Source organism: Nitrosomonas communis (genome assembly GCF_024102715.1).
In the GTDB taxonomy this organism is placed as follows: Bacteria; Pseudomonadota; Gammaproteobacteria; order Burkholderiales; family Nitrosomonadaceae; genus Nitrosomonas; species Nitrosomonas communis_B.
In genome coordinates this window covers 13,605-39,748 of record NZ_JAGFJM010000005.1, presented here as the reverse complement: position 1 = coordinate 39,748, position 26,144 = coordinate 13,605, and the positions used below count along the sequence as shown (strand labels likewise).

Genomic DNA, 26,144 nt, shown 5'->3' with positions numbered 1-26,144 from the left:
GCCTCTCATGCTCAAACTACCTGTCTTTATGCGTTTCTGCCTGCATTCGATCAATTCTCAGTACCAGAATTACTCATTTCGATGATTTCCTGGATGGATTGATTGCGCCCCTCTAAAATAGCGTCAGCTGCTGCACGCGCATAAAGACGTATGGCTTGACCTGAATCATCATTACCGGGAATAACATATTCCACGCCAGCAGGACTATGATTGGTATCAACTATGCCCACAACCGGAATACCCAGTTTATTTGCCTCGGTAATAGTGCCTTTCTGATAGCCCACGTCAATGACAAACATGGCATCAGGCAGCCCCTTCATCTCTTTGATCCCGCCTAAACTGTTATTGAGCTTATCAAGTTCGCGCTGAAAATCGAGCGCCTCTTTTTTGACTAGCTTATCCAGAAGGCCGTCCTGCACCATTGCTTCCATCTCTTGCAGACGCTTGATCGATTGCTTGATTGTTTTGAAATTGGTCAGCATTCCTCCTAGCCAGCGCTGATTGACATAGGGAGAACCACAACGAGTTGCCTCTTCGCGTATGATGTCACGTGATTGGCGTTTTGTTCCAACAAACAGGATAGTGCCACCATTGGCAGAAAGCCTGCGTAAGTATTTCATTGCTTCCTCAAACATTACCAATGTTTTTTCAAGATTGATAATGTGAATCTTATTTCGCTGCCCAAAAATGTATGGAGCCATTTTGGGATTCCAGAAACGGGTCTGATGACCAAAATGCACACCAGCCTCTAACATTTGACGCATACTTACAGACATAAATTTTCCTTTAGGGTTAAACCGCCACTCGCCTCCAGCCATTCTGCTTACTAAGCACCCTACAATGACGAGTGTGTGTATTTATTAATCTTAACTAGATTGGGTTACAACCAGATCGCACTGGGTATTTTTGCGCACCTAATTGTGTTGGCGATTATAACATGCTCCAGTCTACTCTCAAGAAAAGCTGTATAATCCGAACACATTGTTAGATTACAAATAAACCCCGGATGACAAGACTGCTATCTATCCGAGGAACTGTAGAGCTTGCGGCTTAACCGCTGAATATCATTTAATCTGACGTGCTTATTATTAATTGCTATCACCCCTTCTTCTTGCAATCTGGACAATGAACGACTAACCGTTTCAAGCTTGAGCCCCAGATAGCTGCCGATTTCTTCCCGCGTCATTCTAAGAATAAAGTTTGTTGATGAATAGCCACGCTTGGCAAAGCGCTCTGACAGATTAAGCAAAAAAGCGGCCAATCGCTCTTCGGCTTTCCGGCTGCCCAACAGCATCATAATGTTGTGATCCTGAACGATTTCACGGCTCATGATTTTATGAAAATGATGCATAAGCAAAGGAATATCTCGACTAATCTCCTCAAGCTTTGCAAAAGGAACTTCACAAACTTCACTATCCTCCAAAGCAACAGTATCACAGGTATGCTTCTCGGAACTGATGGCATCCAGCCCCAATAGTTCTCCTGTCATATAAAAACCAGTAACCTGCTGGCAGCCATCCGAGTCAAGCACATAAGATTTAAAAAACCCATTGCGGACGGTATAAAGTGACTTAAAGCCTAAGCCAGTATGAAGCAAATGTTCTCCACGCCGAATTCTGAACTTATGATCAATTAATTCACCGAGGATCTCGGTTTCCCGTTCGTCAAGACCCACAGGCAAACACAGCTCTCGCAAACTACACGTCGTACACTTCGATTGAACTCTAGAGACAGCGTAATTTCTGGCTATTGCGTTATTAGACAAAACAAATTCCTGGTCAATGCGAATTGGTTGATCTTACATTACTGCTTCAATCAAGCAAAAAAGCCGCATAAGCAATCCACTCAGAGATTCTTATGCGGCATGGGAGCTAGCTCATCTAGACTGACTGGAATCTCTGCCACAGAAAAAAATGACAGCTGACAACAATTTATTTAGTTGCGCTATTTTCCAGCACATATTGAGCCAGACCTTCCACTGAATCACCCATGAGATTAGGAAAGGCCGGCATGGCAAAACCCTTTCCATTTCTTACTCGCTCAATAATAGCATCCACATTCGCCATTTCCGGACTCAGCGCCATTACCTTGCCATTCACAGGAGAATGACATTTCGCACAAGCTTCCTTAAAAATAACCTCAGGTGTCGCACCTGCATTCGGCATATATTTATCCCTTGAGCAGCCACTCAATACAATCAGCATACAGCCTAACAACAAAGGTAGTTTTTTCTTCATTCTTCTCTCCTGTTAACCTCTAAAATAATTAAATACCTGTTTATATAGTCTACCATATTGAGCACCCAAAATCGCCTGAAAACCAAACAGCACATCTATTGCCATGACTCTACTTGACTTTCTTCTCATGATGCCGGGTATTGACGAGATACCCTGGTAACTTCGCAAGCGATTGCAAACCAAGATGAAGTGCTGCTTTAGTCAGCAGATGCGCGCTTACCGGGGCAGTGATAAAGAGAAATAGCGTTACCAGCACTTCATGCAAACTGACGATTTCTTCAAGGGAGCTAAAATAAAGCATGGAGGCGATCAACAAGCTGCCCACTCCCAGCGTAGTTGCTTTGGTTGGGCCATGAATCCGGGTATAAAAATCCTTAAGCCGCACCAGCCCTAACGAGCCGATAAATGTGAAGATTGCGCCGGTCAGAATCAATAAAGAAACGAAAATTTCCAACATAATTCACTCGATGATATCGCCACGCAACAGATATTTGCATGCAGCAACAGTACCAACAAAACCCATGACAGCAATAATCAAGGCTACCTCAAAATACAGCGCACTGGAAAGGTGGATGCCTAGCAGCACCAGTAACGCGATCGTATTGATATATAAGGTATCGAGTGCAAGTATACGATCAGGCATGCTTGGACCGCATAATAATCGCCAGAAACTCAATGCGACTGCGGCAGTAACCAGCATCAAGGCCACAAACACGGCATAGCTCAACATTGTTCAAAAATCTCCTTCAATGGCGTCTCATAACGTGACTTAATAGTATTGACAAGCTCTTCTGTATTACTCACGTGTAATGCATGCACGAGCAGATGACATCGATCGTGAGAGAGGTGCGCTGATACCGTACCTGGGGTCAGCGTGATAACATTGGCCAGAAAGCTGATGGCCAGATCTGATTTGAGAATCAACGGCACAGATACAAAAGCAGGTTGCAAACGATCTGGATTACCAAGAATAAGCCTGGCTACAGTGAAATTGGCCTGGACGATATCGATCAGTATGATCCCCACAAACCGTAACAAATAAAATGGCTTATAGATTCGCACTCTCTCTGGCCAGAACTGGGTCGTGAGCAGCGGAATCATCCAGCCTAGCAGCAATCCCAGCACGATCTGTCCGATATGGATGCTATTCACCAGCAGCAGCCAAATGCCAGCCAGAATCAAGGTAAGCATAGGATGAGGCAACAAGCGATACATCAAGGTAACCCTCTAGTCACAAGCACAGCCTGAATATAACGAGATGGTTGCAGCAGCTGTTCAGCGGCAAAGTACAAAAATTGGGTAATCGGCCCACCCCAGATCACTAATATCACGCATAAAGTGAGCAGGCTGATAATCGGTAACAATTCCTTGCAAACAGCAGTCAAGCCAATCGCACCAACTGCAGCTGCTGGCGATGGATGCGCTCGATAAAACAGCAGGCTACCGCTCCGGGTCAATGCAATCAAACCAAACAAGCTGGTTATCAATATGATAGCCATGATCCAGGGAAGCGCAGCATGCATTAGAGAAGCATGCAGAATCAGAAATTTTCCCATGAATCCCGATAGCGGTGGAAGTCCAGCCAGCAATACCGCCGTTACAAAAAAGAGTGCGCCGATAAGGCGCGAATGCGCAATGACAGGACCAGAATCTAATCGATCATCCAGCTCAGCACGCCGACTGGCAATGGTATTTGCCAGCAAAAAGAATGCAGCCGTTGCAAAAGTAGAATGGGATAGATAAAAAAGACCGGCAGCAATTCCCTCCTGCGTATTCAGACCAAATGCAGTCAGCAAAGTGCCTGCGGATGCAATTGCCAAATAAGCCACTTGTTGTCGCAAACGCGCACTCGCCACCACACCTGCCATACCGACCACCAGGGTGAGCAGAGCAAGCGGCAGCAGCCATCCCTCGATCAGATTAGCACCCAAGCCTGCTTCAGCACCAAAAATAAGAGTGTAAATACGCAAAATGCTGTAAGCGCCGACTTTAGTCATGATGGCGAACAACGCTGCAATAGGTGCAGCGGCATGAGCATAAGCTGAAGGTAGCCATAAATGTAGTGGCACCAGCGCCGCTTTGAGCGCGAACACGCCAAATAACAGCAAGCCGGCTGCCCGCACGTAGGCGCTATCCCCAGCCGTCAGCGTAGTCAATTTGACAGCCAGATCAGCCATATTAAGCGTGCCCAGCATGCCATAAAGGACTCCCACTGCGAACAAAAACAGGATGGAGCCAGCCAGATTAATCACCACAAAATGCAACCCCGCTTTGGTGCGCAAGCGTCCGCCGCCATGCAGAAGTAAACTGTAGGAAGCAATCAACAGGATCTCAAAAAACACAAACAGATTAAACAAGTCACCGGTCAAAAAGGCACCATTCAAACCAAACAACTGCAGCTGAAAGAGCACATGAAAATGCCTACCTGCCTGCTCTGTAACAGGAATGGCATAAAGTAGCGCAAATAAGGAAAGCAGGGCAGTAATCATCAGCATCCAGGCAGCCAGACAATCGGCCACCAGCATGATGCCAAAAGGCGCTGGCCAGTTACCCAAGGCATAGACCAGAATATCGCCACCACCGACTACCGATAGCAGCTTAAAAGCTAGAAAAATTTGCATGAGGATCGAAAAAATACTCAGCGCACGTTCCAGCACAGCGCTGCGTTGACGTAACAGTAACAGCAAAATACCTGTCAAGAAGGGCAGCAGCACAGGAATAACAGCAAGGTGTACTATCATGGCTTATGAATTCCGTCAACATGATCGTTACCCAGTTCCTTGTAAGTCTTAAGTGCAAGTACGATCACAAATGCAGTCATGGCAAAACTAATCACGATTGCAGTCAGCACCAGCGCTTGCGGTAGTGGATCAGTATAACCACTCATTTCATCAGCTATGATCGGTGGGGCACCAATGACCAGCCTGCCCATTGCCAGTAAAAACAGGTTGGCCGCATAAGACAACAAGGTCAGCCCCAGCACCACGGGGAAAGTACGGCTACGCAGCAACAGATACACACCACAAGTGGTGAGCACGCCGATAATCAGAGAAATCAGAGCTTCCATTAGCGTATTTTATGACGAGTTTTCACAGAAGCACTGTCACTGTGCACCATTCCAAGATTAACAATGATAAGCAAGGTCACCCCTACCACGACCAAATAAACTCCCAGATCGAATGCCATGGCAGAGGCCAACTCAAATTCCCCCACCAGCGGCCAGTCCAAATGACCAAACGCAGAAGTTAGAAACGGATAGCCAAATAGCCAACTCGCCACACCTGTCAGCGCCGCAAGCAGTAAGCCTGTTGCAATTACAGTATGCATGTTGATAGCAAGCCGTGCCTGTGTCCAGGCAACGCCATTAGCCAGATACTGCGTGATCAATGCGACTGCCGTGATAAGTCCTGCGATAAATCCCCCTCCCGGAAGATTGTGCCCACGTAACAGGATGAACACAGCAACCAGCAGCGCCAGCGGCAACAGCACGCGGGTCAATGATGCCATGATCAGGGGGTGTTTATCTTCATTCCATGGGCGCTTTAAGCTGTCATGACTTGGCCCTTTCAATTGAAGATGCTCGAGCATGGCATAAATACCTAATCCAGCCAAGGCCATGACAGTAATTTCACCCAGTGTATCGTAGCCGCGAAAATCAACCAGAATCACATTAACCACATTATGCCCCCCTCCATCGGGCACGCTATGCGCCATGAAATAATCCGCAATTGTTTCATAAGGGCGAGTCAATACTGCCCAGGCCAATGCCGTGACACCGCCACCCGCCAGCATTGCCAGCAGCAAATCACGTCCACGCTGAAGAGGCTTCGATTCAGCAGGTGTGTATTGGGGCAAAAAATACAGCGCCAGCAACATCAGTACAATGCTGACAACCTCAACTGAGAGCTGTGTCAGAGCAAGATCAGGCGCTGAAAATTTAGCAAAAATCAAAGCAACACCCAATCCAACGGCGCCGATCATAATTAAGGACACGAGACGTTGCCGATGGAGCAGAACGGTACCTATAGCTGCAGCCATCATGATCAGCGCCACAACCAGACTCACGCCATCAATGGGTAACAGATCGCGCTCCCCTGTCAGCACGGCATCCCCTGCCAGGAAGCTCGCCGCCCCGAGTGAAACAGCAAACAGCATCAGAAAGAACAGCATTCTTTGTAACGAATCAATATGCAGCCAGCGGACAAAGCGCTGACAGGCAAAAAATAACCATGTCAGCGCGTAATGATAAACCGCTTTCATTTCAGGCCACTCTCCTGCATGCGTGCGCAGTGACAAAAAAGCACTGAATCCAAAATAAACCAATACACCGCCCGTCAATGCAATGATGCTCATCCAGAATGCAGGATTAAATCCATGCCAAATCGCCAGATTATATTCGGGCAGCGGCCCCTGCAAAACACCACCGGCCGCAATAGACAGTATCGGTTCAACCGTCAGCATGGGCAGGATACCCACCAGCAGGCACAAGGCCACCAGCACCTCCACTGGAATTTTCATCCAGCGAGGAGGCTCCCGCGGCGTTTTAGGCAGATTCAGCGGCGCACCATCAAAAAACACGTTATGGATGAAACGTAGCGAATACGCTACAGCAAAAATGCCGGCCAAAGTCGCACAAGCCGGCATCAGCCACCCCCATGGCTGGTCAATATGATGCCAGGTCTCCGTAAAAAACATCTCCTTGGACAAGAAACCGTTCAACAGAGGCACACCTGCCATGGCAGCGGCGGCAACGATTGCCAATAATGCGGTATGCGGCATGAATTGCCACAACCCTCTGAGCCGCCGCATATCGCGGGTGCCCGCCTCATGATCAATGATGCCAGCCGCCATGAACAAGGATGCCTTGAAAATAGCGTGATTAATGATATGAAAAACAGCGGCGACTGCAGCCATCGGCGTGCCGATGCCAAACAGTAAGGTAATCAGCCCCAGATGACTAATCGTAGAATAAGCCAGCAATCCTTTGAGATCGTGTTGCCACAGCGCAATATAAGCGCCAGCAAGCAACGTGGCAAGCCCGGTGACGCTTACCAGCCAGAACCATTCCGGCGTGCCAGCCAGTGCTGGAAATAACCGTGCCAGCAAAAATACTCCGGCCTTGACCATGGTGGCGGAATGCAAATAAGCCGACACCGGAGTCGGTGCAGCCATCGCATTGGGCAACCAGAAATGAAAAGGAAATTGTGCAGACTTGGTGAAAGCACCCAACAGTATCAATATCAGCATAGGCTGGTAAAGCGAATGCGCGCGAATGATATCGCCCGACTCCAGAATCACGGACAACTCATAGCTGCCGGCTATTTTACCCAGCAATAAACATCCGCCCAGCAATGCCAGACCACCCGCACCTGTGATCGTCAGCGCCATGCGTGCGCCACTACGCGATTCGTGGCGATGCTGCCAGTAACTAATCAGCAGAAAAGAAGACAGACTGGTCAATTCCCAGAAAATCAGGAGCTGAATGATATTTTCCGACAGCACGATCCCCAGCATGGAACCCATAAACAGCAGCAAATAAGCATAAAAGCGTCCCATATCATCCTGGGCAGACAGATAGTAGCGCGCGTACAGGATGATGAGCATGCCGATTCCCAATATCAGCAATGCAAACAGAAGGCCCAGACCATCCAGCCGGAAAACCAGATCGAGTCCAACTGTGGGAATCCAGCTCAAGCGCTGAATGAGCACGTGCCCACCAAATACCTCGATCAAACCCGGGAGCAGCAAAATAGTGGCAAGCAGCGCAACAGCGCCTGCCATCCAGGCGGCATGCAATCGTCCCAGCCTGGAAATAGCTGCAGCCAAAGGAGCGCCGAAAAATGGCACGAGCACAATCAGTAGCAAATTCATGAAATGTTTACTTTTTCTATGTAATGAAGCAAAAGAAATCTCTTCAGTCCTTTTATCACGCAAATCAATTTGTTTTGACAGGAATGTCGATTTCCCTGACTGGCACGCGCCAAATCAATACCGCCAGCACGATTGCCAATAACACCAGCATGAGTTTAAGCCAATATGATGACACGACTAAAATGGAACTGCCAAATGACAAAGCCATCATCAGATACACCCAGCGCTTAATGCGGCGGGGTATGCTACGGTACACGCACCACTCGTAAATGATAGGACCGGTAATACGGTTAGTAAGTAAAAAAACATGAAACCGCTTTGAACTGCGGGCAAAACACGCAGTCGCCAACAAGATGAATGGGGTAGTGGGCAAAATAGGCAGAAAAATACCCAATATTCCCAGCAGCAAAGCAGCGACACCAATGCCAAAATAAAGCCAGCGCATTAAAAAAGAATCATGCAGGCGCAGAATATGCACTCCCTCTTCGTGCTGACTCGCCTGTTCGTTTAATTGTATCGGCATAAACAAATCGGACCACTAAAATTTCAAGAAATAAAATGCGGACAAATTATTGTACACCCTCACGCAGAGAAGGCATTGCGATATAAAGCCATGTGGATCGCCATGACGAAGCAGGCATAGCGAGTATAATAGTTGCAGGTGTTGATTGAAAAATAATCTGTTTTTTCTTTGGAGATCATTATGTCGAAAACAAAAATTTCATTAAGTTTAAGCTTACTTCTGCTGAGTTTAGCCCTGTCGCCGCTGAGCGCTTTTGCCTACAAGGAGCATGCCGCGCAGCCGCATGCTGCCACATCGGAAGTAATCGAATTGCAGAAAATCGATGTCAAAGCAGGTAATGGTGAAGAAGCCGTGGTCGGCAAAACAGTTAAAGTGCATTACACTGGATGGCTGTATGACGCGGCTGCCCCAGATAAAAAAGGGAAACAGTTCGATAGCTCCTATGATCGAAAGGAACCGTTTTCCTTTCTACTTGGCTCGGGGCGGGTCATCAAAGGTTGGGATCAAGGTGTCCTCGGGATGAAAATTGGCGGACAGCGCACCCTGATTATTCCCCCACAGATGGCTTATGGCGCGCATGGCGCTGGTAACGTGATTCCACCGAATGCGGCATTGATTTTCGATGTGGAACTGATTGGCTTGCAATAGCAGCAAATCTAGCCAAGTAACGCAGGTAACCGCCTGCACCAAATAATTGTCGTTGTTTACTTTGCGTTACTTTTTCCTCTGCAAACACGTTTTTTGGATCCGGTTGCATGGAAACTTCTTCAGCTATCTTAATGACTGCGCGCCGCTTCGTGACGCGCAAGCGCATCGCTCTCGGCTGCGGCATTGCCGTGCTGACTGTCGCCTTGTTTGGATTGCTTGGCTATTACTGGTTGCCAGGATATGTAAAAAACAGACTGGAAGTCATCTTATCTGAAACATTGAATCGGCCAGTCACCATTCAATCCATCGACATTCAACCGTACTCACTGGAACTCACCGTGCAAGGTTTTCGCATAGGCGAAAAAGCAGGTACCCAAGCAGACAGCCTCCTGTTTGCTTTTGATCGCTTGTATGTCGATGTGAGCGCCGAATCGATTACTCAGCTTGCGCCCGTTGTCAGTACAGTCACTTTGACAGCACCCAGATTGCACCTCGCGCGTGAGGACAAGCATCGCTTTAATATTTCCGATCTCATTGAACAATTTAAACAATCTAATGATCAGCCAGAGAATGCACAACGCAGATCGCTCTTTTCAGTCAGCAATATCATCATTCAGGGGGGATCTATCGAGTTTGACGATCAACTCAAAAAAAGCCGCCAGCAAATCGATGAAATCAACCTCAGCATTCCATTTATAGCCAATTTTGAAAGTGCGCAGATTAATTGGGTTGAGCCATATCTCAGCGCCAGAATCAATAATGCGCCTTTTGCACTCGAGGGCAAGCTGCGTCCGTTTGCCGATAAACGCGAAGCAACACTCTCCCTTAAGCTTAGCGATATCGATCTGACTGATATAGATGAATATTCACCCATTCCAATCGGTCTGCGTCTGCTTTCTGGCAACCTTGACAGCGATCTGTCATTGCTCTTTACCCAAGCAGAGAATGAAGTCCCCAGCATTAGCCTGTCCGGTCGCGCGACGCTCAAAGAACTGGCCATTGAAAACAAGATCGTTCAGGCACCGCATCAGTTAGCGCTAAAGCGACTTGACGTGACCATGCAGGAAGCGATACTGACTGAGCCTCATCCAGTCCAGCTCGCGATGGCGCTAACGGAAGCAGCACTGACACGCCTGGACGAGACCGAACCCGTGATACTGCTGCCAAAATTTGACATAGACACAATCAAGCTCGATCGTGCGCAACGGCACATCGAGCTTGGTGCGGTTGCACTGAATGGGATCAGTGCCTTGATACGGCGGCAAGCTGATGGCCAGCTTGATTTGACCCAGTTGTTTGCACCAGCATCACCCTCTGCGGATGCCCCTGTCACAGTAATATCGTCATCAGGCACCTCATCAGCCCAAGCTGTGATAGCCGTTAACACTATCATTCCTATTCCAGGCAAAAAACCCGCCAGTAGCATCAATGTCACCAGTAAACCAGCAAGAGTTGCAGCGCTGCCAGTGAAAGTAACTGCGCCCATTCCTAGTCACAAGCCTGTTTACATCGCAAAAACTGACGTCGATCAAAGCAAGCCAGCGACATCCGTTGCAAAACCTGAAAACACCGCTGCCAGCAAAGCCTGGACCACACAAATCAATCAAGTGCAGCTAACCAATGCCTCTGTACGCTTTGAAGATCACACCCTGGCAAAAGTAGTGCCTATGAACATTGACGCATTGCATTTGGTTATTAATAACGTGGATCTAAGCGGCGTGAAACCAGTGGACTTGTCATTGCAGGCAACAATTAATCAGCGTGGCCATATTGAAACCACAGGCACGCTCGCGTGGACGCCTTTAACCACCGATCTCGCCTTTGATCTGCAGCATGTTGATCTGGTGCCATTACAAGGGTGGGCAAGTGACCGGTTGAATGCGCTTCTCAGCCAGGGTGATCTCTCTTTCCAAGGGCAGGTCAAGGCGGGTGGAGAGCCGCTTAAAATAGCGTTAAACGGCAAAGGACAGCTAGCCAGTTTCAATATCCTGGATAAGGCCAAAGGTGTCAGGCTGCTACGCTGGAAGAATATTGATCTCACAGGCGTTCAGTTTATCAGCGAACCGCTGCGGCTTGACATGACCTCCGTTGATCTCACCGATTTCTATGCGCGCGTCACCTTATTGCCCAGCAAAAAGCTCAATCTTCACCAACTGGTGCGGCAAGATGAAACTAGCTCAAATGCTACTGCCACTGCGGCTGAATCAGCTAATCAACCTGCATCTGCTGGCGCTACTGCCAACGCACCTTTACCCGTTTATCTCGATAAAGTCATCTTACGGAACGGTTATATTAATTTTGCAGATCAATTCATCAAACCGAACTATCGCGCTAATCTGACCGGACTCAAAGGACAAATCGGCCCGCTGCATCCCGGCAAATCGGGAAAAATAGATATCCGTGGCTCATTTGATCGGTCTGCACCACTGCACATTTCTGGCATGATCGACCCATTCAGCGGACAGCTCTTTCTGGATATCGTGTCCACAGTGAATGGCATTGATTTGCCAACTTTCAGCCCCTATTCAGGCAAATACATTGGTTATGTCATTGATAAGGGAAAACTGTCGTTTGATGTCAATTACCGCGTTGAACGAGGGGAGTTGACAGCAAAAAACAATATCTTTCTTGATCAGCTCGAGCTTGGCGACAAAACTGACAGCCCCGAGGCTGTATCATTGCCTCTCCATCTAGCCATATCACTTCTTAAAAACCGGCATGGCGAAATCGACATTCGCCTGCCACTCAGCGGTTCAATTAATGATCCCCAATTCAGCTTAACGGGAATTATCTGGGAGGCATTTGTCAATCTGATCACCAAAGTCATTACGGCGCCTTTTACCCTGCTGGCATCGCTGCTGGGTGAAGGAGAAGAGTTATCACAAATCAGTTTCCCCTCGGGCTATGCCACTCTCGAAGCTGAAGCAGAAAAACGCTTGCAGACGCTGTCTGCCGCCTTGCTCGATCGTCCTGCGCTCAAACTGGAAATAACCGGTTTTGCTGATCCGGTTAACGATCATGAAGCGCTCAAACGGGCATTACTTGAGCGCAAAATCAAGACGCAGAAACTCTCTGAAAGTGTAAAAAAAGGCCTGGCCATTGACTCGCTGGATGAGATTCAGCTCGATGAAAAAGAATATGTCCACTATCTCACGCAAGTCTATAAGGAAGCCGATTTTGAGAAACCCAGAAATATTATTGGATTGACCAAAAGCTTGCCAGCAGCAGAGATGGAGCAGCTTATCCTCGCTCACACCATGATCAGCGATGATGAACTGCACGAACTCGCAGAACACAGAGCAAGTACTGTTCTCCATTGGCTGATTGAGCAAGGCGGTGTGCCGAGCGACCGCGTCTTTGTGCTTGGAACAAAAGTAGTATCGGCAGATGCTGGTCAGCAGCCCAATAGCCGTGTCGAGTTTTCCGTGCAGTAATGTATGCTATCAATACCTTCAACTACTTAATCAGAAAACAGATTCCCTGGTAACCATGTTAACTTTTGCGCATGCCCTGATTCATTGGCAGACTCAGTATGGCCGACATGGACTGCCCTGGCAGGGGACGAATGATCCCTACGCCATCTGGGTGGCAGAAATCATGTTGCAGCAAACACAGGTAATGACAGTAATTCCCTATTACCAGCGCTTCCTGGAAAGTTTCCCCGATGTCGAATGCCTGGCCAAAGCTCCCATTGACGCAGTACTTGCCTTATGGAGCGGTCTTGGCTATTACTCACGCGGGCGTAATTTACATAAAGCAGCTTGCTTGATAGTGGAGCGTTATCAGGGCAGGTTTCCGCAGCACGCAGCAACCATTCAGCAGCTGCCTGGAATAGGCCGTTCCACAGCTGCCGCTATTGCTGCCTTTGCCTATGGTGAGCGCTGCGCGATACTAGATGGCAATGTCAAACGGGTGCTTACCCGCTGCTTTGGCATCAGCGGCTACCCTGGCGAGAAAACAACGGAAACGCTATTGTGGCAGAAAGCGGACGCACTGCTCCCTGAAGCAGGCGACAAACAACAGATGGCTGCTTATACCCAAGCGCTGATGGATCTGGGTGCAACTGTGTGTACACATCATCAGCCTAAATGTCTGAGTTGTCCGCTGCAACCAGACTGTGTGGCATTCAAAGAAAATCGGGTAGCCAGCCTGCCCACGCCCAGACCGAGAAAGTCATTGCCTTCCAAGGAAACCACTTTTTTGCTACTGATCAATCAGGACAAGATTTTGCTTGAAAAACGGTCAAGCCCGGGCATTTGGGGAGGACTATGGTGTCTGCCAGAAAGAGAAATCGATCATAACAGCCAAGTCTCCTCTCCACCCTATCTTGAGATGGATGCAGTGCCCGTCGCTAATTTACCCCCTTTGGATCATGCCTTCACCCATTTTAAACTGCGAATTCATACGCAATTGCTGCAAGTCACCAGTCGACCTTGCAAGAAAATGGATCGTGCAATATGGGTAACCATTGATGACGCATTACAATGTGCTATTCCAGCACCTGTCAGAAAAATTTTACTAAAAACTGACTTCCAGCAACAGCTCCAGACAGATTAGAATGCCACCCTATGAATGATTGGCAAGAATGGCGGAAACAACAACGCGCTCATTTGATAGCGCGTCGAAAACAAATTACTATTGCAGAGCGCGCTAGTTGGAGCGAAGCAATTACTGATTCGCTCACACAAGGCTTCCCGCTACTGCAGCAACGCTGCGTAGGGTTTTATTCGCCCTACCAAGGCGAGTACGACCCTGCGCCGGTAATGGCGTATTTATCCGCACGTGGCGCAACATTGGCGTTACCTGAAGTGGTTGGTCCGCATCAACCATTGAAATTCCGCAAATGGTGGCCGCAGGCTCCGATGCGAAAAGATGCATACGGCATTGCTTTTCCTCACGATACTGAGCAAGTAACCATTGATGCGGTCGTTATTCCAATGATAGGTTTTGATAATCAGGGTTACCGGTTGGGCTATGGCAGTGGTTTTTTTGATCGCACCCTTGCTACCATCAATCCTCGGCCGTTAACTATCGGCATTGCATTTGAGGTGCTCCATCTACCGACTATTTCCCCGCATGAACACGATATTGCCATGGATTATGTCGTTACGGAAAAAACGATCTATTGCCTGGCTGATCATGAGTTACAGCCGATCGCACGGGAAGTATGCGCCATGAAAAATGGCTTGAAATAACGACAAGTCTGGTGAAAAAATTTTTCCCTAACTTTCCTCACCCCAGCGCGGCATCAACGTATGCGCAACTCCCAGATGATCCAGGATGCGTGCGACTACAAAATCGACGATATCCTGGATGCTCTGCGGATGATGATAAAAACCAGGGTTGGCCGGCAAGATAATTGCACCGCTGCGTGCCAGTCTCAGCATGTTTTCAAGATGAATTGCGGAAAATGGCATTTCCCGCGGTACCAAAATGAGTTTACGGTTCTCCTTGAGCATGACATCCGCCGCGCGCTCGATTAACTTATGATTCAAACCTGCAGCAACAGCTGAGAGGGTCCCCATGGTGCAGGGGCAAATGACCATGGCGTCAGCTGGATTAGAACCAGAAGCAACAGGCGCAAACCACTCTTCGCGCCCAAATACCTTCAGCAGTCCTTTTTCCGCATTGAAATAGTCATTGAAAAACGCCTCTGCTTCCTGCGCACGAGAAGGAAGTTGCAAACTCATCTCCTGCTGCGCCACGATCTGCGCCACTTGTGAATACAGCAAATAAACGCGAATACCCTGAGCTAACAACATTTGCAGCAGACGAATGCCATAAGGCATGCCGGATGCACCCGTAAAGGCAAGCGTGATCGTTCGCGCAGCACTCATCTTAGGAGAATAGAATCTTGCCTGTCATTCTGAGGAATTACCATTCATTTCCTGTTCGTGGCGCTTGACGAATTCCTGAGTGCTGTCAATCCCGCGCAACTGCAAAACATAATTCCTGACCGCAGCTTCTACCAATACTGCCAGATTTCGTCCGGCAGCAACGGGAATAATCACTTTACGTATAGTCACATTCAGAATATTTTCATTGAGGTTACTCAGCGGCAGCCGATCAAATAAACTGATTTCTGCACCACTGGATTTCTCCAAATGAACGATCAATTTCATATTCTTACGCCGACGAACCGCAGTTTCCCCAAAAATGGTACGGATATTCAACATGCCAAGCCCACGCACCTCAAGATAATCGCGTAATATTGGCGGACAAGACCCTTCCAGCGTTTCTGGTCCAATACGACGCAACTCGACGACATCATCGGCCACCAGCCCATGACCGCGACTGATCAGCTCTAATGCTAATTCACTTTTACCGACACCACTCTCACCTGTTATAAGCACCCCCATCCCCAGCACATCCAATAAGACGCCATGTTTGCTAATATTTGGCGCCAGCACTTTTGCCAGAAAAGAACGTAACACCCAGGTTACATCCAGACTTGAACAGGTTGAACATAGTATTGGGATTTGTGTGCGCGCAGCAAAAGATCTCAATGCTTCAGAAACTGAAGCGCCATCCGTCACGATCATGCACGTGAGATCACTTTGCGCCAGTTGCTGGAATTTTTTCTGCAGAGAGGCCGAATCAAGTTGATCGAGATAGTCGATGGCAATCCTGCTCAGCACTTGGATCCAGTTAGGATGAATAAAATTGAGATGACCAATCAATCCTTGCACAGACTTTGCGATGACATCATTATCGAGCAGCTTGTTGCCATAGTCCTGTCCAAAACCCCAAGTCAGGCACAATTTTGTTTGATTCTCTTCAAATAGCTGAGAAACACTAATTTGTGACATTATCAGGCACCCAGTCAGTGATGAGCTGATGAATCTCCCTTGCATCCTTACTCAGGAGTAACTTTTCACGAAAACTTTTATCACTGAACATTTGGGCGAGCTCGCTTAAAATTTGCAGGTGCTTGTCTGTCGCCTTTTCAGGCACCAACAAGATACATGCGATATTGACCGGCAAACCATCAGGCGCATCAAAAGGAATGGCTTCTTTCATTCTGACCAGAGCAGCAGCAGCTTCACGAAGTCCCTTAATTCTCCCATGGGGAATCGCTACCCCCTGCCCAAGTCCGGTCGAACCCAATCTTTCCCGCGCAAACAAACTATCAAAAACCTGGCTACGTGCGACATGTAACGTGTTCTCAAACAATAATCCGGCCTGCTCAAACACACGCTTTTTACTGGCAACATCCAAATCAACAATCACATTGGATTCAGGCAATAATTGTGAAATAAGATTCATAAAAGAAGAAATGAAATTACGCTCGATAAACACAACATGGCATTTTCCGCCAGAAATTATTTTTTGGCCATCACAGTAGCCGTATTTAAGCGGCGTTCTGCATTGGTTTAAAAAATTAGCTTGTATCGGCAACACACTATCTATCATCCCGATATGTCGCAGTTTTTAATCCTCTCTTGCCTTTATCTCCATCCCATATAGCCGGCTCTTGTGATAGAGCCGGATAATTTCTGGCGCCGCGGTGTGCTATTCAGTTGATCTGATGTTACTCAGGCTGGTTGAGTTCCTGATTTTTTAATGCGTCATGATTGCGGCGCTCTATATTCTTTTCCTTATACTTAAGTATCTGCCGGTCAAGTTTATCCACTAGACTATCGATCGAAGCATACATATCGGTGCCATCTGCCTCGACAAAAATATCTTTGCCGCGAACATGCACATTAGCCTCAGCTTTTTGTTTATGTTTTTCTACTGACAAAATCACATTCACATCAATCACATGATCAAAATGCCGGGTAATCTTGCCTATTTTAGAGTTCACATAATCGCGCATAGCAGGCGTAATTTCTACGTGATTTCCGGTAAGATTTAAATTCATTATCTCTCCTTAATTTAAGTAACAAGATAGTTAACCCGAATATTTCATACCCAGGTTAACGTAAACAATGCATGTCGTTTTTGTGCAAGACATTAAGCTTGAATGTTGCTCATCCTTTATTCATCGTCAATACAAGATGTGTCCACATCGCCCGGATTAATTTGAAACCATACTATTGACAGGCTGTATCTGCCATCCAATTATTTTACAAGTAAAGGAAAAAATATAATGCTAGAAGCAGTTTCTAAGATAATTTCAAAAAACTCTTGGCAAAATCCTGTGAGCAGCGATAATACCAGATCCTGCCCTAAAGTAGACGATAAGCGGCAGAATAGTAATCAGAATACCACTTCGCTGAATTGTGCATTGGCTGTCAATACCTGCATTTTTTCGAGTTGAATCAGCTCAATTTGCTGTGATCCTTGTTCATTCTCGATCACCAAAAACTCACGTTTATCTGCTGTCGTAACAATATCTTTTGCCTTACCTGCAAACACTTGCCGATCTTTTAATATGAGCCTGAGCTGGTAACCATACATACAAGCGACTTCAATATAATCATGCAGTTCACATTCAATAAGCTGTTGCGTCATGATATTTTCTATCCTTTTATAAAATAATAAAAAAGTAATTTTATCCTAGCAGCACAGCAAATGAGGCATATCAGATCAATGAGTTTCCGTGCATCGCACAAGCGCAGCCACTGGCTTGTTCAGGCACTGATTCAGGATTCCCTAATAGATTGAATTTTTTGTTTTATCTGCTACAGTACAATTTACTTTTCTTGAGGAGACATTTATGACAAACCGGATGACCATCACAACACTTGCTGCTTTATTGACACTCGGTGGCTGTACTACCATGACCGATACCCAACGCGGCACCACGCAAGGGGCTGCTATTGGCGCAGGCACGGGAGCTGTGATTGGTGCAATTATAGGTGGTGGTAAGGGTGCTGCCATTGGCGCAGGCTCAGGCGCTGTACTGGGCGCTGGCGCTGGCTACATATGGTCGCAAAGAATGGAAGAGCAAAAAAGGCAAATGGAAACAGCGACAGCTGGCACGGGCGTACAAGTTTCACAAACCGCAGATAACCGCCTGATGCTCAATATTCCGAGTGATATCTCGTTTGATACAGGGCGCGCAGACATTAAATCCAATTTCAGGCCCATCCTCGATAGCTTTGCCACCAGTCTGCTTAACAATCCTAATACGACGGTAATGATTGTGGGACACACTGATAATACCGGTACTGACGCCATTAACAACCCCTTATCCGTCGGTCGGGCCGCCAGCACACGCGATTATCTGGTCAGCCGCGGTGTGCCTATTCAGCGTGTTCAAATTGATGGCCGTGGCTCTTATCAGCCCATCGCTTCTAACGATACCCCTTATAATCGAGCAAAAAACCGCCGTGTTGAAATTTTTGTCATGGAACAGCAAACATCATCCTCTGCATTACCGCAGCAGTGAGACATAAAACGTCCAGAAACTTAAACAGGTATGGCTGCTATTAACAGACAACCATACCATTCCATGCATATAATGTATATAAAATTTCAAGAGTATTCTAAATACCCATTTCCATTTTCAGAAACACCATTCTAAAGAGTTTAAGAAGCTATGACGGATTCAACTAATCGTAAGGAAGGCTGGGAAAAAGAAACGTTGGAGAAGCTAGTATTTTCATCTTTGCAGGAACAGCGCCGCGCGCGTCATTGGAGCATTTTCTTTAAGGCGCTCACTTTTATTTACCTTTACGTGCTGCTTTTCTGGGGATTAGGCTGGCTTGGGGATGAAACTGTTGGAATTGCGGACAAGCATACCGCGCTGGTGGATTTACGCGGTGAAATCAAGCCTGACAGCATGGGAAGTGCTGACAACGTTAACGCAGCCCTACAGAAAGCTTTTAAAGACAAAAATACTGCGGGCGTTATTCTGCGAATCAATAGTCCGGGAGGCAGTCCGGTACAAGCGGGTTATATCAATGACGAGATTCGAAGATTACGCGCGGAATATCCGCAAACTCCGCTTTATGCCGTGGTAGAAGACATATGCGCCTCAGGAGGTTATTACGTTGCAGTGGCAGCCGACAAAATCTTCGTGGACAAAGCCAGTATTGTTGGCTCAATCGGCGTCGTACTGGACAGCTTCGGTTTTGCCGGTGCCCTCGAAAAACTGGGTGTGGAACGACGCCTGCTCACAGCAGGAGAAAACAAAAATTTTCTGGATCCCTTTCTACCCTTTGATCAGAAACAACGCGAGCATGCCAAGCAAATGCTGGCCGAAATTCATCAGCAATTTATTCAGGTAGTACAGAGTGGCAGGGGCGAACGCTTGAAAAATACACCGGAAATTTTCAGCGGCCTGCTCTGGACCGGCGAAAAAAGCATTGATCTCGGCCTGGTAGATGCCTTAGGCAGCCCTGAATATGTTGCGCGGGAAGTCATCCAAGCGGAGCGTATCGTTGATTTTACTACCAAGGAAGGGTTGGCTGAGCATTTTGCCAAACGCTTTGGCAGAATGGCCGCCAACTTGCTTGCTGGAACGATGGACAAATGGGAGCTGCGATAACTTTTCCTTATTTCTCAAGCACCTCAGTCAGCATGCGGGCAACGCCCGTTTGCCACTGAGGGATAGTTAATCCAAAAGTACGCCGGAATTTTTCAGTACTCAGGCGAGAGTTAAGCGGACGCTTTACCGCTGTGGCAAAGGCATTACTGGACACTGGCAGGACAGCGTCAGACTGCACCCTGAGCGTACAGGCGCGTGCTCTTGCAAAGCTGAGTATAAAACGGGCATAACCATGCCACGAGATTTGTCCGTCTGCAGCCAAATGATAAAGCCCGGCTGTCTCAGGTCGCTTCAACGCCATTACAATCGTGTGCGCGGTCGCATCAGCCAGCAAGTCAGCTCCCGTCGGCGCGCCAATTTGATCATCGATGACATTGAGCTGATCACGTTCCCGCGCAAGACGCAGCATGGTTTTAGCAAAATTGCTGCCGCGCGCAGCATAAACCCAGCTTGTCCGGAAAATCAGATGCTGACAATCAGTGCTGCGAATAGCCTCTTCCCCTTGGAGTTTGGTTTGACCGTAAGCATTCAAGGGCGCCGGCAAATCAGATTCACGCCATGGCTGATCGCCGCTGCCATCAAACACATAGTCAGTCGAGTAGTGAATCAGCCAAGCACCCAGGCGCTGCGCTTCCTGCGCTAAAACGGCCGGCGCTTCAGCATTGATCCGGAAAGCCAGATCGAATTCGTTTTCAGCCCGGTCTACCGCCGTATAAGCAGCCGCATTCACAATGATATCTGGCGCCACTGCTCGCACAGTTTGCGCGATCCCGGCCAGATCAGCCAGATCGCCGCAATATTGCTGGCTGGATCTATCCAGCGCCACCACGTCACCAAGCGGAATCAGGCTACGCTGCAACTCCCAGCCGACTTGCCCATTCTTTCCAAATAGCAGTATTTTCATTCGGCGTGCCCCTGATAGTGCGTCTCAATCCATTTCCGATACTCGCCAGACTGCACGTTAGCAAGCCAGTTCTGATTATCCAGATACCACTGGACAGTTTTACGTATCCCTGTTTCAAACGTCTCGCCTGGTTTCCAACCAAGCTCACGTTCAATTTTGCGTGCATCGATAGCATAACGACGGTCATGACCTGGACGATCCGCCACATAGGTGATCAATCTGTGGTAATCAGCAGGACGAAACTCATTGAGCAAACTGCAGATAGCATGAACAATCTCGATATTGGGCTTCTCGTTCCAGCCACCAATATTGTAAGTTTCTCCGGGGACACCAGCCGCCAGTACCCGCCGGATAGCGCTGCAATGATCCTGCACATAAAGCCAGTCACGGATCTGCTGGCCATCGCCATAGATGGGCAGGGGCTTGCCTGCCAACGCATTTACGATCATCAATGGAATAAGCTTTTCCGGAAACTGAAATGCGCCATAGTTGTTGGAGCAATTGGTGATCAGGGTGGGGAGGCCGTAGGTGTGATGGTAAGCGCGCACTAACTGATCGCTGGATGCCTTGCTGGCTGAATAGGGGCTATTCGGTTGATAAGCATGCGTTTCCGTAAAAGCGGGCGCGCCTTTGGCAAGAGAACCATACACTTCGTCCGTTGAGACATGAAGAAAACGAAAATCTTGCTGGGTCTTGCCTTTTTGCTCTTTCCAGTAACGATAGGCCGCCTCCAGCAATCTGAAAGTGCCCACGATATTCGTCTGAATGAACTCCTCTGGACCGTGAATAGAACGATCAACATGACTTTCTGCTGCCAGATGGACGATCGCACGCGGTTGAAATCGCATCAGCAAGGTTGCAATTTTCTGCTGATCATTAATATCGCCATGCACGAAAACATGCCGCGGATCGCCCGCCAATGAAGCTAAATTCTGCAGATTGCCCGCATAAGTCAATTTATCAAAATTGATAACAGCTTCATCTGATTGCGCCAGCCAGTCCAGCACAAAATTTGTTCCAATAAATCCTGCTCCACCTGTCACCAGTATCATATTTCTTTCCGGAAAGTTATTTGAAGAGTCATTCAGGCAGCTCAATTGAGCTCAGAATCTGACAAACCTCATTTTCATAAATTTTTATTAGGCCGCCATGTCAGCATCAGGCCATATTCCCCCGGCGGTGCCTGGAAAGTGCAATCCACACCAATGCCAGGTACCCAGACCAGTTGTTCCCCGCTAAAGAGTAACGGCAGCGTATCACGCTCCCATGGTGGCAGCGCAGCTTCTTGCAGGATCTTTTTCAAACTGCGGCGAGGGCGCTTGCAGTCAGGTTGGAATCGCTCTCCACCCGTACGCAAGCGGATAGTGACAGGTGCCTCACTCAGTTTAGCCGGGTTGATACCAGCACTTTCCTGCTGCGTGCATTCAATTGCTCCTCCCAGGGACTCAAGCACCCAGTGATGCTCTCCATGCCAGACAAACGGCGCTTTTATTTCTGGCTGCTCCTGTTTCGATTGAATTCTAACCAAACCTTTGAAGCATCGTATCTCTGTTTCGCCAAAAACAAGATGAAGTTTGGTATCGCTCCCCGCAGACAATAATTGCCGCAATATCTCTTCCAGTTTTACGGTGCTGGGTTGAATGACATTGCGCTGTGAGAACACATAACGCAATAAATTTTTAGCACGAGAAAAACTAAGCTTGTGCAAATTCTCTAAGTGAATATTGCCCGCAGTCATGACGCACTTGCCATCAATTTCAGCCAGCTCATCTAATAAATGCGCAGCTTCGCCAAGATGACGACTGGCACGTGAGCATGTTTCCCGGTAAGCCGGAAATCGCTGCGCCAGCAATGGAAGAACGGCATGACGCAGAAAATTGCGGTTGAACGCTGTATCGTCATTGCTCTCATCAGTTACCCAGTCAAGATGGTATTGTCGTGCATACTGAACGATGGTTTCGCGTGAAACATCCAGCAGAGGCCGCAATAGTCGAACGTTACTTGTAGCAGCAAGCTTCCTGACATGCGGCATGCCACCCAGTCCCTTGACGCCCGCACCGCGCAGGAGTTGCAACAGCACCGTTTCAACCTGATCATCCTGATGATGCGCGAGCACTATATAGTCAGCCTCAATACGTTCGAATACCTGATACCGCGCCTGCCTTGCAGCAGCCTCAAGACTGACTTGAGGAGCTTTCTTGACTTGCAGGCGGAAAATCTGAAGGGGAACACCCAAGGCATTGCATTGCTCCTGACAAAAATCACTCCATTGGGCTGCATAAGGACTAATACCATGCTCGACATGCACGGCAGAGAGTCTGAATGCCATCGCGCCTGCGAGCGTCTTGAGCAAATGCAGCAATACCACCGAGTCAACGCCGCCACTTAGCCCGACAACCAAATGATCTGTGCGAGTGACCTGCCAGTGCAGAACACTTTCAACTTGTTCAAGAATGGTGTTCGATCTTAACTTCCTTGAATTTGCCATACCCCATTAACCGGCTAAAACGTTTCTGCAGCAATACTTCCTGTGGTAGATTTTGAAGTTTTCTTAAGGAGTCCTGCAGGGCATTCTTGACCGCGAGCATGGTAGCAGGGTAGTCGCGATGCGCACCGCCAGGCGGCTCAGCGATCACGGCGTCAATCAATTCCATTTCCTTCAGGCGATCCGCAGTAATACCCATAATTTCTGCTGCTTCGGAAGCTTTGTCCGCACTCTTCCACAGTATGGAAGCACATCCTTCTGGAGAAATAACCGAGTAAGTCGCATACTGCAGCATCATGACCACATCCCCGACAGCAACAGCCAGCGCACCACCCGATCCGCCCTCACCGATTACGACGCAAATGATCGGCACGTTCAGTTCAGTCATCACGTAGAGATTTTTTCCGATTGCCTCGGATTGCCCGCGTTCTTCTGCGTCGATCCCAGGATAGGCACCAGGGGTATCGATAAAAGTAATCAATGGCACCGAAAACTTCTCCGCCAGGCGCATTAATCTGAGCGCCTTGCGATAACCTTCTGGTTTCGGCATACCGAAGTTACGATAAATTTTCTCTTTAGTATCACGGCCTTTCTGATGACCAATTACCATCACCGCCTGACCGTTAAGACGCGCCAATCCACCGACAATCGCATGATCGTCCGCAAAATTACGATCCCCGTGCAACTCTTCAAAATCAGTGAATAAGTGCTGAATGTAATCGAGCGTATAGGGACGCTGCGGGTGACGGGCCACCTGGGAAATCTGCCAAGGGGTGAGCTTGGCATAGACACTTTTGGTCAACGTCTGGCTTTTTGCCTGTAATTTGGCGATTTCAGCTGAAATATCTAGCGCTGAATTATCCTGGGCAAAGCGTAGTTGCTCAATCTTTTCTTCAAATTCCTCGATACCTTTCTCAAAATCCAGAAAAAATGTTTTCATGAAAGCCTGCTTATAACTTTAAAAGCAGGATGATACAGGATCTGGGAGTATTTCTGCATGGAGGGATGCGCGCAAGCACGCACTTCCATGTACTGACAATTACTTTTGTATATGCACAAATAACACTGATAAATGCTTTGCACCACTAGCCAATCGAACATGGCGTAGCAGAATCAGGTTTATTTGCTTTCATACCCCGCCTTGCAAGGCAGCCAGCGCCCAGATCAGCCAGATGTAGAAACAGAGGCGATGCCAATGAAAAGCTATCGCCCCACGATACATCATTACTGAATTGGATTTCGCTGCGTTTCTGTCAGTTGATTACTCCAGAAGGCAGGTAAGTTTTGAACCCAGCCATTGTAAACCAATGGAATTGGCAGGATACCTTGCCCGCCCATGCCCGGATTGCCTGTTACTGTGTCATCTTTGAGGGTTGTACTGGCAGCAGAAAGTCCCACACTCCCCACAATGCCGGCATCGGACGGATCGCCATCAGCATTTGGATCGGGATCAACCACTAACAATCTATTTGAGAATTTGCTAGATACATAGGCATAGTACCCGCCACCTTGCTTGGCGCCATACTGCACGCCATGACAGCCTGGATCACACGGCAGCATTTTGACTACCGTATCTGTCGTCGCTAAGCCCGGCCTGGTATCGATGACGGTGATCGTTCCACTCAGGGTATTGGCCGTCACCATGTTTTTCCCATCGGGAGAAACCGGTGTTTGAATCGGCCATGCGCCCACAGGACCTGAAACAGCGCCTGACAAAGGATCGTAGTCCTCCAGCAGATTAATATGCTTGATTACGGTATGCGTGCTCATATCGACCGCCGTAATCGTGTTATCAAACATATTGGCGACATAATATTTACTGGCGTCCGGCATCATTCCAATGGCCAGTGGATGGCTGAATTCACCGCTTACCGGCAGGATCGCGTCAATGGTATTGCTTCTGAAATTATACTGCGTGGTATCGCCGCTGGTCACATTAGGCGTAACCATACTTTTGCCGTCATGACTCATCCAGTGACCATGCGGCGTACCGCGGCCAATATCAATACGGCGCAGCACTTGGATTGCGAGAGGAGCCAGCTCCATCACAGAATCTGTGCGGCTGTCGCCGTTATTGGTGACATGAATTCGATCGTTATCGGTCAAAGTCATCACATGAGCAGGCGATTCCCCGACAGACACATTCCGAATCAATGCCCCTGTTTGGCGATCATAGACAGCCAGCTTACTGTCAAACCATTGCGCTGCGTAAATAACGCTCTGATCCTTATCAGTCCACATATTGTGCGGATTATTCATATCGATCGAAGGCAAGGCCACTTTGCGCGTAACTTGCCAGTTGACACCATCAAGCGCCGACACCGTGCCAGGCTTGGATTTCCCTGCGGTGGTTTCAAACTGGGTGGCTACCCATACTTCACCTACTGCGGGTGTTGCTGGCTTGCTGAACGCTTCCAGCATCGTATCGTTCCCATAACGGGCATTCAGCATACCCGCCAGATTGACAACACCGACATCGGCGCGCACATCAACGTCTGGATAGGTAATATGCCAAGGCGCATTACTCGCATAGTTCTGCCAGTTTGCGGGATTGGTCGCAATGAAAAAGGTGCGCAGCAATCGCGTTGCCAGGTCGCTGCTGCTTGGAAAATTAACGCCTGTAATCAGACTGAGCGAAGAACCCAGATCTAAACCGGCGGTAGTTGGGTCATCCACAATCACCGCGCCAAACATGTAAGGATGAATACTACAGACAAAAACATACAAACCGGGAGTAGTCAGCGTCACATCGTCGCCTCCCTTTCTCGGCTCGGTATTAAAGGGCATGCCAGCCGCGCCGGTAGGATAAAGCAGACTGGTTCTGGTATGAACGGTATTTGAATCACCTGAGAATTTAACTCTCACACCCGGTGTAGCGACTGCAATCGAGCGGCTACCCGCTATCTCCACTCCTGTATCGAACCAGCGGCCGGCATGATCGGTAAGCTCAAATCTAATCTCATTATCACGAGCAAAAGCGTTGCTTGCAAACAGAAGAGCCAGGATTGCCGTGATGAAAACTATCACGTTCATTGTCT

General features: G+C 48.1%; 26 protein-coding genes. 6 read left to right on the top strand and 20 right to left on the bottom strand.

Going from position 1 to position 26,144, the window contains the following annotated elements:
- Nucleotides 1–50 precede the first annotated feature (50 nt).
- The 10 genes from rpsB to J5I83_RS00960 all read right to left on the bottom strand — a co-directional run bounded on the left by rpsB (nucleotide 51) and on the right by J5I83_RS00960 (nucleotide 8,631).
- Complete coding sequence (gene rpsB, locus J5I83_RS01005; protein ID WP_304052564.1) at nucleotides 51–776, bottom strand: 30S ribosomal protein S2; 726 nt, start codon at nucleotides 774–776, stop codon at nucleotides 51–53.
- Nucleotides 777–1,018: 242 nt separating this feature from the next.
- Nucleotides 1,019–1,750, bottom strand: coding sequence for a fumarate/nitrate reduction transcriptional regulator Fnr (gene fnr / locus J5I83_RS01000; RefSeq protein WP_304052643.1), 732 nt, complete (start codon nucleotides 1,748–1,750; stop codon nucleotides 1,019–1,021).
- Between the two features lie 181 nt (nucleotides 1,751–1,931).
- Nucleotides 1,932–2,237 (bottom strand): c-type cytochrome, encoded by a 306-nt coding sequence (locus tag J5I83_RS00995; protein WP_304052563.1) that lies wholly within the window; start codon nucleotides 2,235–2,237, stop codon nucleotides 1,932–1,934.
- 109 nt (nucleotides 2,238–2,346) lie between these two features.
- Complete coding sequence (locus tag J5I83_RS00990) at nucleotides 2,347–2,694, bottom strand: Na+/H+ antiporter subunit G (protein WP_304052561.1); 348 nt, start codon at nucleotides 2,692–2,694, stop codon at nucleotides 2,347–2,349.
- A 3-nt stretch (nucleotides 2,695–2,697) separates the two neighbouring features.
- Nucleotides 2,698–2,967, bottom strand: coding sequence for a K+/H+ antiporter subunit F (locus J5I83_RS00985; RefSeq protein WP_304052559.1), 270 nt, complete (start codon nucleotides 2,965–2,967; stop codon nucleotides 2,698–2,700).
- Nucleotides 2,961–3,452: a Na+/H+ antiporter subunit E gene (locus J5I83_RS00980; RefSeq protein WP_304052557.1), complete on the bottom strand. Its 492-nt coding sequence runs from the start codon at nucleotides 3,450–3,452 to the stop codon at nucleotides 2,961–2,963. The genes J5I83_RS00985 and J5I83_RS00980 overlap by 7 nt, the downstream gene beginning before the upstream one ends.
- Nucleotides 3,452–4,978, bottom strand: a complete 1,527-nt coding sequence (locus J5I83_RS00975; RefSeq protein ID WP_304052555.1) for a monovalent cation/H+ antiporter subunit D — start codon at nucleotides 4,976–4,978, stop codon at nucleotides 3,452–3,454. Before J5I83_RS00975 ends, J5I83_RS00980 begins: the two co-directional genes overlap by 1 nt.
- Nucleotides 4,975–5,304: a Na+/H+ antiporter subunit C gene (locus J5I83_RS00970; RefSeq protein WP_304052553.1), complete on the bottom strand. Its 330-nt coding sequence runs from the start codon at nucleotides 5,302–5,304 to the stop codon at nucleotides 4,975–4,977. The genes J5I83_RS00975 and J5I83_RS00970 overlap by 4 nt, the downstream gene beginning before the upstream one ends.
- Nucleotides 5,304–8,108, bottom strand: a complete 2,805-nt coding sequence (locus tag J5I83_RS00965; protein ID WP_304052551.1) for a monovalent cation/H+ antiporter subunit A — start codon at nucleotides 8,106–8,108, stop codon at nucleotides 5,304–5,306. Before J5I83_RS00965 ends, J5I83_RS00970 begins: the two co-directional genes overlap by 1 nt.
- Nucleotides 8,109–8,172: 64 nt before the next feature.
- A complete protein-coding gene (locus J5I83_RS00960) occupies nucleotides 8,173–8,631 on the bottom strand; it encodes a YbaN family protein (RefSeq protein WP_304052550.1) in 459 nt (152 codons plus the stop codon).
- Nucleotides 8,632–8,811: 180 nt separating this feature from the next.
- Between J5I83_RS00960 and J5I83_RS00955 the strand changes: the two genes are divergently transcribed.
- The 4 genes from J5I83_RS00955 (at nucleotide 8,812) to J5I83_RS00940 (ending at nucleotide 14,474) form a co-directional block, all read left to right on the top strand.
- A complete protein-coding gene (locus tag J5I83_RS00955) occupies nucleotides 8,812–9,279 on the top strand; it encodes an FKBP-type peptidyl-prolyl cis-trans isomerase (protein ID WP_304052549.1) in 468 nt (155 codons plus the stop codon).
- A gap of 107 nt (nucleotides 9,280–9,386) precedes the next feature.
- Nucleotides 9,387–12,713 carry a DUF748 domain-containing protein gene (locus tag J5I83_RS00950; protein WP_304052548.1) on the top strand — a complete coding sequence of 1,109 codons (3,327 nt, stop codon included), beginning with the start codon at nucleotides 9,387–9,389 and terminating at the stop codon, nucleotides 12,711–12,713.
- A gap of 55 nt (nucleotides 12,714–12,768) precedes the next feature.
- Nucleotides 12,769–13,836 (top strand): A/G-specific adenine glycosylase, encoded by a 1,068-nt coding sequence (mutY, locus tag J5I83_RS00945; RefSeq protein ID WP_304052547.1) that lies wholly within the window; start codon nucleotides 12,769–12,771, stop codon nucleotides 13,834–13,836.
- Nucleotides 13,837–13,847: 11 nt separating this feature from the next.
- Nucleotides 13,848–14,474: a 5-formyltetrahydrofolate cyclo-ligase gene (locus J5I83_RS00940; RefSeq protein WP_304052545.1), complete on the top strand. Its 627-nt coding sequence runs from the start codon at nucleotides 13,848–13,850 to the stop codon at nucleotides 14,472–14,474.
- 27 nt (nucleotides 14,475–14,501) lie between these two features.
- Here the strand turns inward: J5I83_RS00940 and J5I83_RS00935 are convergent, their stop codons facing one another.
- The 5 genes from J5I83_RS00935 to J5I83_RS00915 all read right to left on the bottom strand — a co-directional run bounded on the left by J5I83_RS00935 (nucleotide 14,502) and on the right by J5I83_RS00915 (nucleotide 17,736).
- Nucleotides 14,502–15,116: a flavin prenyltransferase UbiX gene (locus J5I83_RS00935; RefSeq protein ID WP_304052543.1), complete on the bottom strand. Its 615-nt coding sequence runs from the start codon at nucleotides 15,114–15,116 to the stop codon at nucleotides 14,502–14,504.
- A gap of 24 nt (nucleotides 15,117–15,140) precedes the next feature.
- Nucleotides 15,141–16,088 carry an HPr(Ser) kinase/phosphatase gene (gene hprK, locus J5I83_RS00930; protein ID WP_304052541.1) on the bottom strand — a complete coding sequence of 316 codons (948 nt, stop codon included), beginning with the start codon at nucleotides 16,086–16,088 and terminating at the stop codon, nucleotides 15,141–15,143.
- Nucleotides 16,075–16,545: a PTS sugar transporter subunit IIA gene (locus J5I83_RS00925; RefSeq protein WP_304052539.1), complete on the bottom strand. Its 471-nt coding sequence runs from the start codon at nucleotides 16,543–16,545 to the stop codon at nucleotides 16,075–16,077. The genes hprK and J5I83_RS00925 overlap by 14 nt, the downstream gene beginning before the upstream one ends.
- Nucleotides 16,546–16,810: 265 nt before the next feature.
- A complete protein-coding gene (gene raiA / locus J5I83_RS00920; RefSeq protein ID WP_304052538.1) occupies nucleotides 16,811–17,143 on the bottom strand; it encodes a ribosome-associated translation inhibitor RaiA in 333 nt (110 codons plus the stop codon).
- A 338-nt stretch (nucleotides 17,144–17,481) separates the two neighbouring features.
- Nucleotides 17,482–17,736, bottom strand: coding sequence for a Rho-binding antiterminator (locus tag J5I83_RS00915; protein ID WP_304052537.1), 255 nt, complete (start codon nucleotides 17,734–17,736; stop codon nucleotides 17,482–17,484).
- A gap of 205 nt (nucleotides 17,737–17,941) precedes the next feature.
- Between J5I83_RS00915 and J5I83_RS00910 the strand changes: the two genes are divergently transcribed.
- Entirely contained in the window at nucleotides 17,942–18,616 is a 675-nt protein-coding gene (locus J5I83_RS00910) for an OmpA family protein (RefSeq protein ID WP_304052536.1), read from the top strand.
- A 150-nt stretch (nucleotides 18,617–18,766) separates the two neighbouring features.
- Nucleotides 18,767–19,717, top strand: a complete 951-nt coding sequence (locus J5I83_RS00905; protein ID WP_304052535.1) for a S49 family peptidase — start codon at nucleotides 18,767–18,769, stop codon at nucleotides 19,715–19,717.
- A gap of 7 nt (nucleotides 19,718–19,724) precedes the next feature.
- Here the strand turns inward: J5I83_RS00905 and rfbD are convergent, their stop codons facing one another.
- From rfbD to J5I83_RS00880, 5 genes are all read right to left on the bottom strand, one after another.
- The gene (rfbD, locus tag J5I83_RS00900) at nucleotides 19,725–20,621 is read right to left on the bottom strand and encodes a dTDP-4-dehydrorhamnose reductase (protein WP_304052534.1); all 897 of its coding nucleotides are present in this window, start codon (nucleotides 20,619–20,621) and stop codon (nucleotides 19,725–19,727) included.
- Nucleotides 20,618–21,673 (bottom strand): dTDP-glucose 4,6-dehydratase, encoded by a 1,056-nt coding sequence (gene rfbB / locus J5I83_RS00895; protein ID WP_304052533.1) that lies wholly within the window; start codon nucleotides 21,671–21,673, stop codon nucleotides 20,618–20,620. The genes rfbD and rfbB overlap by 4 nt, the downstream gene beginning before the upstream one ends.
- 74 nt (nucleotides 21,674–21,747) lie before the next feature.
- Nucleotides 21,748–23,109 carry a tRNA lysidine(34) synthetase TilS gene (gene tilS, locus J5I83_RS00890; protein ID WP_304052531.1) on the bottom strand — a complete coding sequence of 454 codons (1,362 nt, stop codon included), beginning with the start codon at nucleotides 23,107–23,109 and terminating at the stop codon, nucleotides 21,748–21,750.
- Nucleotides 23,069–24,046 (bottom strand): acetyl-CoA carboxylase carboxyltransferase subunit alpha, encoded by a 978-nt coding sequence (locus tag J5I83_RS00885; protein ID WP_304052529.1) that lies wholly within the window; start codon nucleotides 24,044–24,046, stop codon nucleotides 23,069–23,071. The genes tilS and J5I83_RS00885 overlap by 41 nt, the downstream gene beginning before the upstream one ends.
- Nucleotides 24,047–24,330: 284 nt before the next feature.
- Nucleotides 24,331–26,139 (bottom strand): copper oxidase, encoded by a 1,809-nt coding sequence (locus tag J5I83_RS00880; RefSeq protein ID WP_304052528.1) that lies wholly within the window; start codon nucleotides 26,137–26,139, stop codon nucleotides 24,331–24,333.
- Nucleotides 26,140–26,144: the final 5 nt, after the last annotated feature.

Bases quoted from the DNA above. Each gene is read 5' to 3' on its own strand.
- J5I83_RS00960 (WP_304052550.1), bottom strand. From the start codon at position 8,631: ATGCCGATACAATTAAACGAACAGGCGAGTCAGCACGAAGAGGGAGTG.
- J5I83_RS00915 (WP_304052537.1), bottom strand. From the start codon at position 17,736: ATGACGCAACAGCTTATTGAATGTGAACTGCATGATTATATTGAAGTC.
- J5I83_RS00990 (WP_304052561.1), bottom strand. From the start codon at position 2,694: ATGTTGGAAATTTTCGTTTCTTTATTGATTCTGACCGGCGCAATCTTC.
- J5I83_RS00975 (WP_304052555.1), bottom strand. From the start codon at position 4,978: ATGATAGTACACCTTGCTGTTATTCCTGTGCTGCTGCCCTTCTTGACA.
- hprK (WP_304052541.1), bottom strand. From the start codon at position 16,088: ATGTCACAAATTAGTGTTTCTCAGCTATTTGAAGAGAATCAAACAAAA.
- J5I83_RS00985 (WP_304052559.1), bottom strand. From the start codon at position 2,967: ATGTTGAGCTATGCCGTGTTTGTGGCCTTGATGCTGGTTACTGCCGCA.
- J5I83_RS00965 (WP_304052551.1), bottom strand. From the start codon at position 8,108: ATGAATTTGCTACTGATTGTGCTCGTGCCATTTTTCGGCGCTCCTTTG.
- J5I83_RS00970 (WP_304052553.1), bottom strand. From the start codon at position 5,304: ATGGAAGCTCTGATTTCTCTGATTATCGGCGTGCTCACCACTTGTGGT.
- J5I83_RS00995 (WP_304052563.1), bottom strand. From the start codon at position 2,237: ATGAAGAAAAAACTACCTTTGTTGTTAGGCTGTATGCTGATTGTATTG.
- J5I83_RS00955 (WP_304052549.1), top strand. From the start codon at position 8,812: ATGTCGAAAACAAAAATTTCATTAAGTTTAAGCTTACTTCTGCTGAGT.
- J5I83_RS00980 (WP_304052557.1), bottom strand. From the start codon at position 3,452: ATGTATCGCTTGTTGCCTCATCCTATGCTTACCTTGATTCTGGCTGGC.
- J5I83_RS00880 (WP_304052528.1), bottom strand. From the start codon at position 26,139: ATGAACGTGATAGTTTTCATCACGGCAATCCTGGCTCTTCTGTTTGCA.
- raiA (WP_304052538.1), bottom strand. From the start codon at position 17,143: ATGAATTTAAATCTTACCGGAAATCACGTAGAAATTACGCCTGCTATG.
- rfbB (WP_304052533.1), bottom strand. From the start codon at position 21,673: ATGATACTGGTGACAGGTGGAGCAGGATTTATTGGAACAAATTTTGTG.
- J5I83_RS00910 (WP_304052536.1), top strand. From the start codon at position 17,942: ATGACAAACCGGATGACCATCACAACACTTGCTGCTTTATTGACACTC.
- J5I83_RS00885 (WP_304052529.1), bottom strand. From the start codon at position 24,046: ATGAAAACATTTTTTCTGGATTTTGAGAAAGGTATCGAGGAATTTGAA.
- J5I83_RS00950 (WP_304052548.1), top strand. From the start codon at position 9,387: ATGGAAACTTCTTCAGCTATCTTAATGACTGCGCGCCGCTTCGTGACG.
- J5I83_RS00905 (WP_304052535.1), top strand. From the start codon at position 18,767: ATGACGGATTCAACTAATCGTAAGGAAGGCTGGGAAAAAGAAACGTTG.
- tilS (WP_304052531.1), bottom strand. From the start codon at position 23,109: ATGGCAAATTCAAGGAAGTTAAGATCGAACACCATTCTTGAACAAGTT.
- mutY (WP_304052547.1), top strand. From the start codon at position 12,769: ATGTTAACTTTTGCGCATGCCCTGATTCATTGGCAGACTCAGTATGGC.
- J5I83_RS00940 (WP_304052545.1), top strand. From the start codon at position 13,848: ATGAATGATTGGCAAGAATGGCGGAAACAACAACGCGCTCATTTGATA.
- rpsB (WP_304052564.1), bottom strand. From the start codon at position 776: ATGTCTGTAAGTATGCGTCAAATGTTAGAGGCTGGTGTGCATTTTGGT.
- rfbD (WP_304052534.1), bottom strand. From the start codon at position 20,621: ATGAAAATACTGCTATTTGGAAAGAATGGGCAAGTCGGCTGGGAGTTG.
- J5I83_RS00925 (WP_304052539.1), bottom strand. From the start codon at position 16,545: ATGAATCTTATTTCACAATTATTGCCTGAATCCAATGTGATTGTTGAT.
- J5I83_RS00935 (WP_304052543.1), bottom strand. From the start codon at position 15,116: ATGAGTGCTGCGCGAACGATCACGCTTGCCTTTACGGGTGCATCCGGC.